Source organism: Microbacter margulisiae (genome assembly GCF_014192515.1).
GTDB classification, from domain to species: Bacteria; Bacteroidota; Bacteroidia; order Bacteroidales; family Paludibacteraceae; genus Microbacter; species Microbacter margulisiae.
In genome coordinates, this window is sequence record NZ_JACHYB010000002.1 from 1,263,285 (window position 1) to 1,280,035 (window position 16,751).

A 16,751-nucleotide genomic window follows, 5' to 3' on the forward strand; every position below is an offset into this window, starting at 1 on the left:
TTAAATTATTTATAAGTGCGCCATTGTTCTGTAACGTATCCGTTTTTGTCAGCATTCCTCTTGTCTTCAAAAAATGATTGATTGTTGGAAATGAGACATTTGTTGTCCTTTGTTTTATGAATCAAAGATACGGTTTTTCTTTGATTATATCCTGTGTCATAGTCCTTTTTTAAGATATCTGCATTGAAGGGGGATGTTATTGGAGAAATTCAGGGATGAATATGGAATAAATTTTACAATGTTGCCAGTGTAAAAGAGAAAGATTTGTGTTGATGTTCTGGAGATGTCAAAATAGGGGGTATTATTTGAAAAACGATGATATTTTATCATTATGGCATTAAAAAAAGGGGGTATTGATTCAAAATGATGCATTATTTTCATTTTTAACATCAAAAATAATGGGGTATTCAAAAATAATACATATTTTTGTCGCGTCATCCAATTGAAAACAATAGAGGGGAGAAAAAGAATAGTTATTTCGTAAAGTTTAGAATCAATTTCAGGTAAAAAAAGATAAGGTTGTAGTATATGAAAGGCAAAAAAGAATTTGTGTAGTTTATTTCCCCTGACAACAAATGTAGTTTTAACAAAAGAGATCATTTTTGCCCGTTTCCGGAGACGATGTGAAAATGATTGAGTGAGAAAAAGGGATTTTAGGTGTTTAATTAAAAAAGCAAAGAAGATGAAAACAAAGAATGTAGTTTTGGCCACCATTTTTGGAGGCATGTTGTTTGTTTTGCCGGCTTCGACAGTACAAGCGCAAACAACTAAAGGCGGTAGTTTTTCAGTAGGGGCGGATGTCGTCAGTTCATATGTATGGCGAGGCGTCCCGCAGGAAGGAAGCAAAGGCGGTTCACCCAATATCCAGCCTTCCGTTACTTATACAAACGGGATATTCTCAATTGGAGCATGGGGCTCGACCGCTTTCTCAGGACAAGTGAAAGAAGTAGATCTTTCCGCCACGTTGGCTATGTCGAAAGATTTTTCTTTCACGGTAACAGATTACAATTGGAATAACAACCGCAACTATTTTAATTATCAATCACATGGAACAGATCATATTTACGAAGCTACGCTGTCTTATGCAGGAGTTGAATCATTCCCGTTGAGCATTTCGGCCAATACCATGTTCTTTGGTGATGATAAAAATGTAAATGGGAAAAATGCCTATTCTTCATATGTAGAATTGGACTATCCGGTTACTTCTATGGTAAAAGCCTTTATGGGAGCTTCTTTGGTAAGCAGCCCGATGGTATATGGCAATACAAATTTTGCTGTTATTAATCTTGGATTGCGGGTTACAAAGATGGTAAAGATCACCGATTCATTTTCAATGCCTGTTTATGGAATTATCGGATGTAATCCACAGATGGGGAAAGCATTCTTCGTAGCCGGATTTACCATTTGATAAGAGCATAAGAGGCACTCATTTTGTCTCAGCCATTTGATCAATAAAAAAACAGAGCAATAGTTTTATTCCATTACTAAATAAACTACTTATGAAAAAAATTGAAGCAATCATTCGCACCTCCAAATTTGGAGAAGTAAAGGAAGCTTTACGCGAAGCAGGTATTGATTTCTTCTCATACTGGGATGTAACCGGCGTTGGGAATGAAATAACAAAAGGAGAATATTCATATCGTGGGACGGTTTATGACACAAGTTTTATTCCCAGGCAGCTACTTACCATTGTTGTACGTGATATCAATTTACAGAAAACAATCGACGCTATTCTCAAGTCAGCACAGACAGGAGTAATCGGCGACGGGAAGATCTTCGTATCGGAAGTAATTGAATCATACCGCATCAGAAACGCTGAAAAAGGAGATACTTCTCTATACAACAAGGGTGAGTAATCATATAACATATAAACATAGGAGTTTACGAATATGAAAAAATATATATTATTAGTGCTGCTAATGGTAGTAACACTATCTGCAACCGGCTATGTGTATGCAGCAGGCACAACTCCCGACCCAAGTGGGGTAACAACAGGAACTGCAAGTGACGTAACAGCGGCAAATCCAGGTCACCCGACCTTGGATGAAATTGCAACCCAGGCAGGACATAACAAAATAGCCATCAATATGGTATGGTTACTGATAACAGGATTTCTGGTTATGTTTATGCAAGCCGGGTTTGCCATGGTTGAAACAGGATTAACACGGGCAAAAAATGCTGCACATACCATGTCGATGAACATGATGGTGTATGCCTTAGGTATGTTGGGATTTTTTATCAGTGGTTTTGCAATCATGTTTGGAGGTGTCGGATCCCTGGGAACTCTAGGTGGTTTTGGAGGCTTGGCCAACGAAGTAACCATTACACTATTCGGCCATACTTTTGGTTTGTTCGGCACCAAAGGATTTTTTCTAAATGGTGTCTATGATGTAGGGGTATTCGGATTGTTCCTGTTTGAAATGGTATTTATGGATACAACTGCTACTATTCCGACCGGCTCAATGGCTGAAAGATGGAAATTCTCCGCATTTGCTATTTATGGCATTGTCGTAGGAGCAGTTATTTACCCTGTCTTCGGAAACTGGGTATGGGGTGGAGGATGGCTTTCTCAACTTGGAGCTAACTTTGGATTAGGTCATGGTGATGTTGATTTTGCCGGATCTTCCGTAGTTCATATGACAGGTGGCGTTTTAGCTTTGGTTGGAGCAAAAATGATTGGTCCCCGTCTTGGGAAATACAATAAAGACGGCTCTCCTAACGCCATTCCGGGACATAACATTCCTATGGCTGTCATAGGTTGTTTTATTCTTGCTTTTGGCTGGTTTGGGTTCAATCCCGGATCAACATTGGCAGGTAGTGATTTAAGAATCAGTGTTATTGCTGTAAATACCATGATTGCTTCTGCAACTGGTGCTTTAGCATCCATGCTTTACATGTGGTGGTTTAAAACAAAAAAACCGGATCCATCCATGATGATTAACGGGATGCTGGCCGGTTTGGTAGCTATTACTGCTCCTTGTGCATTCGTAACGGTACAATCTGCTGCATTGATCGGTTTGATATCTGGAGTCTTAGTAATAGAATCTGCATTTTTCATTGAGAAAAGACTTAAAATTGACGACCCTGTTGGTGCTGTATCGGTACATGGTGTCAATGGTCTATGGGGAGTCCTGGCCCTTGGTCTCTTTGCAGATGGAACTTATGGAGACGGATGGAATGGAGTAAAAGGGACTGTAACCGGCCTTTTCTACGGAGATGGAGGTCAATTTGTAGCCCAAGTAATCGGTGGTATCACTAATTTCATCGTAATCGGAGCTATGGGTTGGGTCGTATTTAAATTAATTGATGTGATTGTTGGACTCAGGGTAAATGCCAAAGATGAACTTGAAGGGCTGGATGTCCCCGAAATGGGAACAGAAGGTTATGCAGGTATCAAGATGGATAAAAACGCGGAAACTCCATTATCGCATTAACGATAAATCGGTAATAAGGATGCTCAATGAACCGATATATTGTTTCTTTTTGTCCAAGGCGATATTGGTTCTTACAAGCTACTGTTAACCGATTGTGTTTTTAATTTTATTGTTTGGAACAGGCTGTTTCGCAAGAGATAGTCTGTTCTTTTTTAGAGAATATTTTTCTCTTATGTAAAGGCAATTTTCGGTTATGAATAGCACGCAAGTATTGTCAATCTTTCCGAAAAAAACGTACATTTACGGCACACAAATAAGGATTACTTAAACTGACAGATCATATGACAATCATGTTACTGTCCATTTTTGGACTGGGATATGCAATAATTGCATTCGAAAATACGATTAAAATCAATAAAACAGCAACTGCGCTGATTGCCGGTGTCCTATGTTGGACGGCCTACATTTTATTTTCTCCCGATAAGCTACAGGTGAATAACGATCTGATATCGCATCTGGGGAATATTTCCAGTATTCTATTTTTTTTACTTGGCGCAATGACTATCGTAGAATTGATTGATGCTCACAATGGGTTTGAGATCATTACTGAATTTATTTCGCAGACCAATAAACGTCGACTCATATGGATCGTGGGATTTCTTACATTTTTCCTGTCTTCTATCCTGGATAATTTAACGACAACAATTGTAATGGTTTCCTTATTACGAAAACTCATCAAGACACGGGAAGATCGGTTGTTGTTTGTCGGGATAGTTGTCATAGCTGCCAATGCCGGAGGTGCATGGACTCCAATAGGAGACGTAACCACCACCATGTTGTGGATTGGCGGACAGATATCAACTTTTCATATTATGCAAAAACTCTTTTTACCGAGCTTGGTTTGCCTGATAATTCCATTGTTGTTTCTTTCATTACAGCTTAAAGGGAAAGTAGAACGGGTGGCTGCAAAAGCATCTGCTGCATCAAGCATTCTTACAAAAAACAAACAAAAGATTATTCTTTCTCTGGGGTTGCTTATTTTGATTTTAGTTCCGGTATTTAAAACTTATACCGAGTTGCCTCCGTTTATGGGAATGCTACTGGGGTTGGGGATACTTTGGGTTGTTACAGAGATTATGTATAAAGGCGCAGATCACGAAGAAAAAAAACACCTGACGCTTGTGAATGCCCTGCATAAGATTGATATACCAAGCATTTTATTCTTTTTGGGTATTCTAATGCTAATAGCAGCATTGGAGACTTCCGGTATTTTAAGTTCCATGGCTTTATGGCTTTCAAATGCCATTGGCAATCTTAGTGTTATTGTTATGTCCATCGGCTTGTCATCGGCTGTTATCGATAATGTGCCGTTGGTGGCAGCAACACAAGGCATGTATCATTTGGTGCAATATCCCGCAGATAGTTTCATCTGGGAATTTCTGGCATTTTGTGCCGGTACCGGGGGAAGTATTTTAATTATTGGATCAGCGGCAGGCGTTGCTGCCATGGGAATGGAAAAAATAGATTTCTTCTGGTATGTGAAAAAAATAAGCTGGCTTGCACTGCTAGGATATTTGGGTGGATCACTGACCTATATCTTTATTGAGAAATTGTTTTATTAAACTTGTGCTTTCAGGCATATGTCTTATGTTATCTGTTCCTGTCGTCATTTTCATTTTCCCAATAACTAAATTATTGGAAGCAAACTATTCTTTTTTGAATGATAAAATTAATTGAGATTATTCTTTGAATTTTCTTTCGATATAAGAATTAGGTATATTGGAAGTAAATTAAATATAGATCTGTTTATTAGGTATATATATCTAAATTTTCGTGTTCGGACTTTTCGACTGTGTTTTTTTGAATATTTAATATCGTCTTCTTTATACTTTCGAATGTTTTCTGTTACCTTTGCAAACAAAGATAAACGAAAATAGGAAAAGTAATGTTGAATGCAACAACGACTGTAATTCAAAACCTTCAATTACAGTCTGAAAAGGTCAGAAAGCGGCTGGTTGAAATTATTTATGCTTCAAAATCGGGGCATATCGGAGGCTCCCTTTCATCCGTAGAAATAGAAACGGCGCTATATTTTCATTTCATGAATATAGATCCGAAGAATCCACAAAAAGACGATCGCGATCGTTTCATATTAAGCAAAGGTCATAGTGTAGAAGCTCTTTATTCAGTGTTGGCCGCAGCAGGTTTTATTGATGACGCTTTATTAAATACTTACGGGAAGTTTAATTCCATGCTTGCCGGTCACCCAATAAAGAAAATTCCAGGCATAGAGTTAAATAGTGGAGCTTTAGGCCATGGATTGTCTGTCGGAGTTGGTTTGTCCATTGCTGCAAAACGGGATAAAAAAGGGTATAAAACCTATGTTCTCATGGGTGATGGAGAACAAGGGGAAGGGTCTATATACGAAGCTGCCATGTCGGCAAGCCATTATAAGCTTGATAATCTTGTAGCAATTATTGATCGGAATCAATTGCAAATAAGCGGAAGTACCGAAGATGTAATGTCGCTTGAGCCTATGCGTGAACGGTGGGAATCTTTCGGATGGGAAGTGTTTGATATGGAAGGGAATGATATGGAAGATATTATCAACACCTTTGCAAACATAAATTACAACAATTCAAAACCAAAGTTGATTATTGCTCATACAACAAAGGGATGTGGAATTACTTTTATGGAAAAAGTCGCTAAATGGCATCATGGCATACCTAACGAAGAGCAGTATAAAGAGGCAATTGCTGAAATTGAAGAACGTATTAACAACTTGAGGGGATGAATATTAAGATAGATAATACTAACACGGTGCCTTGCCGTAGAATGTTCACCGACACGTTGGTAGAACTGGCAAAAAAAGATAAAGACATCATGGCGGTGACAACAGACGCACGTGGTTCGGTAACCCTGGACGTTTTTGCAAGAGAACTTCCAAATCAGTTCATAGAGATGGGGATTGCCGAACAGAATGCGGTTGGAGTTGCCGCCGGATTGGCTTCGGCAGGGAAAAAAACTTTTGTGTGTGGTCCTGCCTGCTTTTATGTTGCCCGCAGCCTTGAACAGGTGAAAATCGATATAGCGTATTCGGCTAATCCTGTTAAAATCTTAGGAGTTAGTGGAGGCGTAAGTTATGGAGCACTCGGATTTTCACATCATAGTTTGCACGATATTGCCGCATTGAGAACTTTCCCGGGCATGCATATTGTGCTGCCAAGTGATATTTATCAAACCCGTAAGTTGGTTCAGGAGTTGATAGATTATCCTTTTCCTGTCTATGTCCGCGTAGGGAGAAATGCTGTTCCCAATATTTACGATCCGGAGAATATAGAATTTAAAATAGGGAAAGCTAATCTTTTGGCAGATGGCAACGATCTTACCATCATTGGCACCGGTGAAATGGTTTATCACTGCTTGCAGGCAGGGCAGAGGCTGAAAGAACAAGGTATTAATGCCAGGGTAATCGATATGCATACTCTTAAGCCTTTTGACAGAGATATTGTAGAAAAAGCGGCAAAAGAAACCGGGCGTATTATCACTGTGGAAGAGCATAGTGTAAACGGAGGTTTAGGAGGCGCTGTTGCTGAAATTGTAGCAGAGTGCCATCCAGTCCCAATGCGAATTCTCGGAATTCCCGATGAATATGCTATTCATGCCAAACCACTGGAGATTTTTCATTATTATAATATTGATGCAGATGGTATTGTAAAAACCGCTGTGGAGATGTGTCAATAAAAAGAGCAGGTAGTATTAACTTTGGAGAAATTTTTATCTTATCCGACAAGAAGCAATGTATCGTTAATAATATAGGGCATATTCCATAATCATTAAATTATCCATGATGAAATACACCTTAGCTATTGATCAAAGCACATCAACAACCAAAGCAATGCTTTTTGATGAAAAGGCAAGGCTGGTTAGCCGTGCTTCTGTCGATCATAAACAATTTTATCCGCAGCCTGGGTGGGTGGAACATGATCCTGAAGAAATACTTCACAACACATATAAAGCCATTGGACTGATTTTAGAAAAAGATAAATCGGTAAAGAAAAATATTATTTCGATTGCTATTACCAATCAACGCGAAACGGTAGTTGTCTGGGATAGAAATACTGGGAAGCCAGTGTATAACGCGATAGTCTGGCAATGCAACCGTGGCGCCCATATCTGCGAGGAATTAATTCGTCAAGGACGCGAATCGGAGGTGTCGGCCAAGACAGGATTAATTATCAATCCCTATTTTTCCGCCAGTGGTGTAAAATGGATTCTCGATAATGTCGAAGGTGCACGTGAGCACGCAGAAGCCGGAAGACTGCTGATAGGGACTATGGATACCTGGTTAATCTGGAATTTCACGAACGGGAAAAATCATGCAACAGACTATACCAATGCTTCGCGTACCTTATTGTTTAATATCCATACTCTGAACTGGGATGATGAGCTTCTTGACATGTTTACTGTTCCATCTTCAATGGTCCCGGAAGTATTGCCCTGCGATGCCATATATGGATCAACAACGTTGAACGGGTTAATTCCTGAAACCATTATTGCCGGTGTGTTGGGAGATTCACACGGCGCATTAGCCGGACAGATGTGCTTCACAAGCGGTATGGGGAAGGCAACTTTTGGAACCGGATCATCCATTATGATCAATATCGGGGAGAAAGCACTAACCGCTCCGAAAGGATTAGTTACCTCAATTGCATTTGCTGCAAAAGGCAAAATATATTATGCATTCGAAGGCAATATTCATTGTACAGGTGCTACTATCAAATGGTTGCAAGATGATTTGCAGCTTATCCAGTCTGCAGAAGAAACGGAAGCTTTGGCAACATCCATCGAAAGTACTGATGGCGTTTATCTGGTCCCTGCTTTTGCCGGCTTGGGAGCGCCATGGTGGGACAATGATGCCAGGGCGTTGATTTGTGGTATGACCCGTGGTACCAATAAAGCGCATGTTGTTCGGGCTGCTTTAGAATCTATTGCATTTCAAGTGAAAGATCTCATAGAACTTATTCAACGGTCTGGAGTAGAATTGAATGAGTTACGGGTAGACGGAGGCCCGGTAAAAAATAATTTTCTCATGCAATTCCAGGCTGATATGCTTCAGTCAAAAATAAACCGTAGTCCCATTGAAGAAGCTTCTGCATTAGGAGCTGTCCTGATGAGTCAATTTGCGATGAAACAATTGGCTGATGTTGAAGATGCAATGAAGTTAAGGTTGGGAAATGATTACATTATTCCCTCTATGGAAATTTCAAACGTAAACAGGCTGTATGGTGAATGGCAGAATGCTGTGAAACGCACTCTGATGAAATAATCATCAGTCTCCACACGCTATTTCTTACTGTTGATTTATTAATATTTATCGTGCAAAAAACAACAACAAATCCTTTAATCTAAAATATTAACCAATGGCTTACAAACAAAAACTCACTTTCGGGATAATTATCGGCACACGGAATTATTTCAATTCGGATCTGGCAGGAGATGTCCGGATAACCCTGCTTAAAGAACTTGAAGCTCAAGGATATGACTATGTTATCCTCGACGAAGCGGAAACTCAAACAGGAAGTATTGAAACGCGGGAAGATGGGAAAAAATGCGCTCAGCTATTCCGTACAAACAGAGATCGTATTGACGGGATTATCATTTCCTTACCCAATTTCGGTTTTGAAATTGGAATTATCAATGCTCTTAGCTTGTCAGAACTCCGTGTTCCTATATTAGTACAAGCTTGCGACGACGAAAATGATAAAGTGACGCTTGATAAACGTCGCGATGCTTTTTGTGGCAAGCTGTCAGTTTGCAATAACCTTTATCAATACGGGATTCCCTTTACGGATACTACTTTCCACACTTATTCAATCCACAGTGAAACGTTTAAAAAAGACCTGAAGTTTTTTGCAGGAGTATGCCGTACTGTAAACGGATTACGTAATGCCCGCATTGGAGCAATAGGGACACGTCCGGCAGGATTTCAGACAGTACGCGCCAGTGAAAAAATTTTACAAGCAACCGGTATAACCGTTGTACCTGTCGATTTATCAGAGATAATAGCATCAGCAAATAAAATTGACAACCAGGCTGCTATATTAAAATCCAGACTTGGAGAAATCAAAGCGTATGCCAAAGTCCCAGCGGCTTATGAAGAGAAGCTTATTACACAAGCAAAATTCGGATTAGCGGTTGATGAATGGGTAGCAGAAAATGAGGTTGATGCTACGGCTGTTCAGTGTTGGGATTCTCTTGAAAAAAATTATGGATGTGCCGCATGCGTCACCATGAGTATGATGGGAGAAAAAATGATGCCAAGTGCGTGTGAAGTGGATATTGCCGGAGCTGTTTCCATGTATGCCTTAATGCTTGCGTCCGGTAATCCTGCTGCATTGCTCGATTGGAACAATAATTTTGCTGAAGAAAGGAATAAATGCGTTTGTACACACTGTGGAAACTTCCCAAAGAGCTTTACACAGAATGATATCGAATTAGGAACACTTGGCGTATTAGGAAATGTTTTGGGGAAAGTCAATACCTTCGGAGCCGTTAAAGGCAAAGTCACCGAAGGTCCGTTCACATTCTTCCGTATCTCTACCGATGATACCAACGGAATTATCAAATCATATCTCGGAGAAGGTAAATTTACGAATGATCCTTACGGTATGGATGGAGGTATCGCCGTGTCTGAAGTAAACAATTTACAGAAGCTGCTCAAATATATGTGTAAAAACGGATTTGAACACCATGTTGCCATGGCACGGGGATATGTGGCTGATATTCTCGAAGAATCTATCAATACGTATCTCGGCTGGTCATTATATAAACACGAATAATCCTGATAATTGGTTTCTTACACTTTCGGGTAAAAGATAAGGGGGGAATTCCCTTTTATCTTTTCTAATTTTATCACACTCATATCTGCCTTATCCTAACCATTTTAATACAATAGACAATGACGCTAATCCAACATTATATTCCGGCTGTTTTATTTCTCATATTTAGCATGATATGCTGGGGATCGTGGGCAAACACACAAAAAATGGCAGCAAAAGCCTGGCGTTTTGAGCTCTTTTATTTTGATTTTGTCTGGGGACTGTTATTAACTGCAATTGTTGCTGCATTTACCCTAGGTAGTTTTGGCCCTGATGGCCGCAGCTTTTTGGAGGATATTCATCAGGCAGATACTGCCAGTATTGCGTATGCATTTGCGGGAGGTGTTGTTTGGAATCTTGGAACGTTTTTGTTGGTTGCAGCTATGGCAATTGCAGGCATGTCTGTCGGGTTTCCTATTGGAGGAGGACTTGCTTGGGTTTTAGGCATTATTGTAAACTTTTTTATTGCTGGTTCTCAGGGAAATAATATTGTCCTTTTATTTCTAGGAGTGGCATTTATTGTTGCAGCTATCATCTTTTGTATGTTTGCTTATAAGAAATTGGCGACAGGGCAGAAGGGAACCACTTCGAAGGGTATTATCGTCTCTCTATTGGCTGGCGTCACCATCGCATTTTTCTATGGATTGGTTGTCAAATCCCTCGATCCGGCATATGTCAGTGGCGGAAGCGGGAATCTTACTCCATTTACCGGCGTATTTTTCTTTACGATTGGTGCTGTAATCAGTACTCCCTTTTTTAATCTTTTTGTAATGAAACACCCGGTTCACGGAGATGTAGTTTCTTATAAAGAATATTTCAAAGGTGATTTGAAGACTCATTTTACTGGTGTATTGGGTGGCATAATATGGATGTCGGGGATGGTGATCAGTTTCATGTCAGTTCCTAAAGCAGGGCCTACAATTTCATATGCATTGACTAATGGAGCACCTGTTGTGGCAATGTTTTGGGGTGTCTTTGTCTGGAAAGAATTCAGGACGGCACCTCGTGGAACTAACAAATTACTAACGGCAATGTTTGCTCTTTTTATTTTAGGTTTGGTGTTAATCACCTTCTCAAAAGCATAATCATGCCGCATCTTTGTTGAAAATAAATTGCAAGGGATAATTATTCATCTATGTTTCATATGAAGAAAAAACCTGTTATTGGATTAGTCATGAAGTCATTGAAAGCAGAGTTCTTTCAAACAATGCGAAAAGGTGCTTTGAAGTTTGCAGCTGAACAAAATAATTTTCAATTAATCACCACTGGAACGAATTCTCAAACAGAAATTGAACTTCAAATTGAACTGATTGAGTCACTTATTCAACAGAAAGTAGATGGATTGGTTGTCATCCCGATTGATTCCAAGGCGTTGGTCCCCGTTGTGGCTAAAGCTGTATTGGCTGGAGTTAAAGTGGTTAATATTGATATTCGTTTGGATGAAGATCTTTTGCAACAATATGGGATCGAGCTTACATACGTTGGGCCTGATAATGTGACTGCCGCGAAATTAGTTGGAGATGTCTTAGCTGAAAAAATAGGCGAAGGAGCAAAGGTAATTCTCATTGAGGGACTTCCAGTTGCCGAAAATGCACAACAGCGCAAGCAGGGTTTTCTGAAATCAGTAACAGAACATCAGCTTGACTTGATCGCTTCTGAACCTGCCGATTGGGAGACAAAGAAAGCAGAAGAAGTTTTTAGCAATCTAATTTATCAACATCCTGATGTTAAAGGAGTAATGTGCAGTAATGATGCCATGGCCTTAGGCGTTATCAAGGTGCTTGAGAGAAAAGGTAAAGCAGGGAGTATTCCTGTGGTTGGCTTTGATAATGATGCGTCTATACAACCTTATCTGATATCAGGGGTAATGGTTGCTACGATTGATATATTTGGATCACAAATGGCTGTACAAGGCATTGAATATGCGCTCAAAATAATAGGTGGGCTGGACAATAAAGGTTCTTATGCCACTGATTTCAAATTAATTGAATCTTTGGCTAACCTATAAAGAGACCGCATTTCATCTTTAGTAAATTTAAAATAAAGCCTTATCTTTGCACATAGAAAATTTTCGTAGCATTAAAGGAAGAAAATGTCATTACAATTGAATAAAGTAGAAGAGGCAATAGAAGATATTCGAAAAGGCAAAATTGTATTAGTATTTGATGATATAGCTCGTGAAAATGAAGGAGATTTTATAGCTGCTGCCGATTTGGTTACTCCTTCTGTTATTAATTTCATGGCAAAATATGGACGGGGACTTATTTGCGTCGCAATAACGCAGGAACGGAGTGATGAGTTAGCGCTTGAGCGAATGGTTCAAAGTAATACGGCTTTGATGGCAACTAATTTTACGGTATCCGTCGATTTAAAAGGTCATGGTTGTACAACGGGTATTTCAGCTCATGACAGAGCTAAAACGGTCAGAGCATTGGTAGATAAAGCAATAAAGCCGGAAAATCTTGCCCGTCCGGGGCACATCTTTCCTCTTATTGCACACCCTAAAGGAGTTTTGGGAAGGATGGGGCACACCGAGGCTTCAGTAGATCTTCCTTTATTGGCTGGATTGAATCCATGTGGTGTTTTGGTAGAAGTGATGAATGACGACGGAACAATGGCCCGTTGGGATGATTTGGTAAAAGTGGCACAGCACCATTCCATTAAATTGATTTCTATTACACAGCTCGCAGAATACAGAAAACAATATAATAAGTAACGATTATGCTTCCAAACCAACGACGCGAAAAAATTTTAGAATTAATACGGGAAGATGGACATGCCAAGGTGTTGGATTTAAGTCGCATCTTTAAAGTAACAGAAGTAACTATCCGTCAGGATCTTGAAAGGATTGAGAAGGAAGGCTTGATTGTTCGTGAACATGGAGGAGCATATTTAAAAGATATTGATTCGAATGTCCGCAATTTTAGCTTGCAGAATCAGCAAAATCTTGCCGAAAAAATGGCTATCGCCCAAAAAGCCGTTGAATTTATCCACGATGGCAATACGATTATTCTTGATTCCGGTTCCACTACTACAGAAATAGCTAAATTACTGACCGGATATCAGGAATTAACCGTTATAACCAATGCTCTTAATATCGCTTTAATATTAGGCGCTCAAATGGGGATCAATGTTGTAGTTACAGGTGGTGAGTTCAAAGCACCTACTCTTTCATTGACAGGAGAGAAAGCTGCAGATTTTTTCCAAAGCTTACATGTTGACAAATTATTCCTTGCTACAGCCGGAATAGCCCTAAAATCGGGGCTAACTTATCCTGGTATCAGCGATATTTGCGTCAAAAGAGCTATGATTGAGTCAGCGGATGAGATATATCTTGTGGCAGATTCTACTAAAATTGGGAAGAGTTCATTTGCCAGTCTCGGTGCTTTATCTCTTATTAATTATCTTATCACTGATTCTAAAATTAAGCCTGAAGATATTGAGTGGTTAAAAAATTATGATGTGCAATTTATTATTGCCGAAGCCACAGAATAACCAACCAATCTCAGTCACAATTTCATGTAAATCATTTTGATAAAATACTTTTGCTTCTAATTTTTGCAAAAGTATTTTTTTTGTTTGCTCCCTCTTATTAGCTTCTGTTTGATTATCTAAATCTGACGTTGGCTCCGCTGTTTTTCTATAAAACATTTGCTCCGCATGTAGGGTGTAATAGACATACCCTTTCCGTGAGATCTATTTCTCGTATAAATTATATTTAAAATGCTCAATATATCATTTTGCATTTTGCGGTGATTGCTTAATGTCTAAATGGCATAATAATGCCTTGTTTTGTTGGATTATGTATTGAATATTTGGTGTATTAGTATCTAAATGTAACTTATTTATCTATTATAATTACCAAAATGTTTTTTGTGTAATCTTTAATGGCTTATTTTTGCACAAAAATCACGAAAATGAAAATTACCCCCAAAAATAATTGGGTATTAGTTCAAAAAACACATTTTATTTGGAAGAATATATACTTATATGTACATTTGCACTGAAAAAAACATGCAGTATATATAATTCGGTATCAAAAATAGAGATCTTGTTCCCTGATGAACAAATGCATCTAAAATTGAAGTAGAGGGCATTTTTTTAGTTTATATTAAACATAGAAACATTAGTCAGGTAATTCAAGATACTATCCCATGATTTGGATATAATCTCAATCAAAAATCCATTGTCGTTTTTATCAATATCAGTTAGGAAGTACAACCATCAGCATATAAACAATAAAACAGTAAAAACATGAAAGAGATTAAGGCGATTATTCGCAAATCAAAATTCGAAGATGTCAAAGAGGCTTTGTATGAAGCAGGGATCGAGTGGTTTTCCTACTGGGATATTACGGGTTTGGGGAAATCGACGGAAGAACAAGTAGTGAGAGGACAGATTTTTCAGTCCAATTACATACAACGGCACATGCTGTCGATTGTTGTACGCGACCAGAATTTGGAAAAGACCGTAAATGCTATTATGAATGCGGCTCGTACAGGGGACATGGGGGATGGAAAAATCTTTGTGTCGGATATTGAATCATCCTACCGTATCCGCACGGGCGAAAGTGGTCCTGAGGCATTATACAATAAAGAAAAGGAAGAATAATATCTGTTAACTAACTGATTGTAAAACATAAAAGACTTTCCAGGATCATTTAGATTGATTCTTAGGGGGAGTAATAGTCTTGGGATGGATTATAATCGTAAACCGAATTACAATGAAAAAAATAAGTATAGCAATTATGGCTCTTTTGACTTTGACGAGTTTGCCTGCAATGGCACAAGGCACTTCCGCGGGTACTGCTGTGGCGCCTACCATTAATACCGGAGATACTGCATGGATGATTGTAGCCACTGCTTTGGTGATGTTAATGACCATACCTGGGTTGGCTCTCTTTTACGGGGGGTTGGTTCGTCGTAAAAACGTATTAAATGTACTGATGCAATGTTTTGTTATTACTGCTGTTATTAGTATCGAATGGGTAGCCTGTGGTTATAGTCTTGCCTTTGGAAGTTCGAGTGGCGCATTAGCACCTTTTATTGGTGGATTTCAATGGTCGTTTTTACACGGAATTCATATTGGCGATTTAAGCCCATATTTTATTTCCCATTCGCAACCAAGCGGAGAAGTAGTCAACGGTGTTCCTGTAATGATAGGAACCATTCCTCACATTGTGTTTATCTTATTCCAGATGATGTTTGCTGTAATTACTCCAGCTTTAATTATTGGAGCCTTTGCTGAACGTATCAAATTTAAAGGCTTTGTAGTTTTTTCATTGCTGTGGGCACTATTTATTTACAATCCGATTGCCCACTGGGTATGGTCGTCGAATGGTTGGCTAGCAAAATTGGGTGCTCTTGATTTTGCAGGAGGAACAGTAGTGCATATTAATGCCGGCATTGCAGCTTTAGTCATGGCCCTGATGTTGGGTAAACGTCGGGACTACCAAGGGCATGCTATACCTCCACATAACATCCCTTTTGTAGCCATTGGAGCTGCCCTGCTGTGGTTTGGCTGGTTTGGATTCAATGCCGGTAGCGGATTGGCTGCTGATAGCCTGGCTGGAAGTGCATTCCTTGCAACTCATATTGCCACTGCTGCTGCTGCTTTAACATGGATGCTTCTGGATTGGATTATCGGCAAAAAGCCAACTCTTGTTGGTATTGCAACGGGAGCTGTTGCCGGATTAGTTGCCATTACCCCCGCTTCCGGATTTGTTGATGTCACGGGAGCGCTCATTATTGGAGCTGTCGTTTCATTGGTTTGTTTCTTTATGGTGGCCTACGTAAAACCAAAATTGGGGTACGACGATACTCTGGATGCCTTTGGCGTACATGGTATAGGTGGTATTGTAGGGGCAATATTTACAGGTTTATTAGCAACTCCTGCTATTCAGGCAGCTTATAGTGGTGCGTTTTACGGTAATCCTCACCAACTTATTGTCCAATTGATTGCGGTTCTATCGACGATAGTTTATACGTCAATAGGGACATTTATCCTCTTTAAAATTGTTGACAAAATTTTCGGATTACGTGCCAACGACAAAGAAGAAGCACTCGGCATGGACGAATCTATGCACGGAGAAACAGCTTATACAACATTTGATTGATGAAGGAGTCTTATAGATATCCAGCGGTTGGCAGAGCGTCAATTGCTGGATTTTGAGTGAAGAAGGGGTTTAGTCGCGGATAGTGAACTAAACCCCTTCTTGTTTTGTCTTCTGTTGAACCCACAGATCTACACAATATCTTTTTTCAAACGTATTATACTACAAGGATTCTTGTGTTGCAATAAAACTTTGATTGTTCTCCTTCATTTTCATTCTTTCTTGCGTCTAAATATAAGGTGATCTTGATGAAATTGATTTAATCTCTTCTTTTCCTTGTTTCTACCTGTTTTTGTGCTTATTTTTGTTCTCAACTTCGGTTGGATATATAGAAGATAATGATGCTTGTTAATGGTATGATTAGTAGCGAGGTACCATTTTGAT

At 39.3% G+C, this 16,751-nt stretch carries 14 protein-coding genes; all 14 read left to right on the plus strand.

What is annotated here, in order from left to right; genetic code table 11:
* Positions 1-682: 682 nt before the first annotated feature.
* The 14 genes from FHX64_RS14090 to FHX64_RS14155 all read left to right on the plus strand — a co-directional run bounded on the left by FHX64_RS14090 (position 683) and on the right by FHX64_RS14155 (position 16,370).
* Positions 683-1,408 (plus strand): TorF family putative porin, encoded by a 726-nt coding sequence (locus tag FHX64_RS14090; protein ID WP_183414469.1) that lies wholly within the window; start codon positions 683-685, stop codon positions 1,406-1,408.
* A 91-nt stretch (positions 1,409-1,499) separates the two neighbouring features.
* Positions 1,500-1,856, plus strand: a complete 357-nt coding sequence (locus FHX64_RS14095) for a P-II family nitrogen regulator (protein WP_183414470.1) — start codon at positions 1,500-1,502, stop codon at positions 1,854-1,856.
* 33 nt (positions 1,857-1,889) lie between these two features.
* Positions 1,890-3,434, plus strand: coding sequence for an ammonium transporter (locus tag FHX64_RS14100; protein WP_183414471.1), 1,545 nt, complete (start codon positions 1,890-1,892; stop codon positions 3,432-3,434).
* Between the two features lie 281 nt (positions 3,435-3,715).
* Positions 3,716-4,996 carry a sodium:proton antiporter NhaD gene (nhaD, locus tag FHX64_RS14105; protein WP_183414472.1) on the plus strand — a complete coding sequence of 427 codons (1,281 nt, stop codon included), beginning with the start codon at positions 3,716-3,718 and terminating at the stop codon, positions 4,994-4,996.
* Positions 4,997-5,319: 323 nt separating this feature from the next.
* The gene (locus tag FHX64_RS14110; RefSeq protein WP_183414473.1) at positions 5,320-6,168 is read left to right on the plus strand and encodes a transketolase; all 849 of its coding nucleotides are present in this window, start codon (positions 5,320-5,322) and stop codon (positions 6,166-6,168) included.
* On the plus strand, positions 6,165-7,118 hold the full coding sequence (locus FHX64_RS14115) for a transketolase family protein (RefSeq protein ID WP_183414474.1): 954 nt from the start codon (positions 6,165-6,167) through the stop codon (positions 7,116-7,118). The genes FHX64_RS14110 and FHX64_RS14115 overlap by 4 nt, the downstream gene beginning before the upstream one ends.
* A gap of 103 nt (positions 7,119-7,221) precedes the next feature.
* Positions 7,222-8,703: a glycerol kinase GlpK gene (gene glpK / locus FHX64_RS14120; protein ID WP_183414475.1), complete on the plus strand. Its 1,482-nt coding sequence runs from the start codon at positions 7,222-7,224 to the stop codon at positions 8,701-8,703.
* Between the two features lie 94 nt (positions 8,704-8,797).
* Positions 8,798-10,216: an L-fucose/L-arabinose isomerase family protein gene (locus FHX64_RS14125; protein ID WP_183414476.1), complete on the plus strand. Its 1,419-nt coding sequence runs from the start codon at positions 8,798-8,800 to the stop codon at positions 10,214-10,216.
* Positions 10,217-10,335: 119 nt separating this feature from the next.
* Positions 10,336-11,340: a GRP family sugar transporter gene (locus FHX64_RS14130; RefSeq protein WP_183414477.1), complete on the plus strand. Its 1,005-nt coding sequence runs from the start codon at positions 10,336-10,338 to the stop codon at positions 11,338-11,340.
* Between the two features lie 59 nt (positions 11,341-11,399).
* The gene (locus FHX64_RS14135; protein WP_183414478.1) at positions 11,400-12,263 is read left to right on the plus strand and encodes a sugar ABC transporter substrate-binding protein; all 864 of its coding nucleotides are present in this window, start codon (positions 11,400-11,402) and stop codon (positions 12,261-12,263) included.
* Positions 12,264-12,347: 84 nt separating this feature from the next.
* Positions 12,348-12,971 carry a 3,4-dihydroxy-2-butanone-4-phosphate synthase gene (ribB, locus tag FHX64_RS14140; protein WP_183414479.1) on the plus strand — a complete coding sequence of 208 codons (624 nt, stop codon included), beginning with the start codon at positions 12,348-12,350 and terminating at the stop codon, positions 12,969-12,971.
* A gap of 5 nt (positions 12,972-12,976) precedes the next feature.
* The gene (locus FHX64_RS14145) at positions 12,977-13,750 is read left to right on the plus strand and encodes a DeoR/GlpR family DNA-binding transcription regulator (RefSeq protein WP_183414480.1); all 774 of its coding nucleotides are present in this window, start codon (positions 12,977-12,979) and stop codon (positions 13,748-13,750) included.
* Positions 13,751-14,509: 759 nt separating this feature from the next.
* The gene (locus tag FHX64_RS14150; protein ID WP_183414481.1) at positions 14,510-14,866 is read left to right on the plus strand and encodes a P-II family nitrogen regulator; all 357 of its coding nucleotides are present in this window, start codon (positions 14,510-14,512) and stop codon (positions 14,864-14,866) included.
* Between the two features lie 112 nt (positions 14,867-14,978).
* A complete protein-coding gene (locus FHX64_RS14155) occupies positions 14,979-16,370 on the plus strand; it encodes an ammonium transporter (protein ID WP_183414482.1) in 1,392 nt (463 codons plus the stop codon).
* The last annotated feature ends 381 nt before the right edge of the window (positions 16,371-16,751 follow it).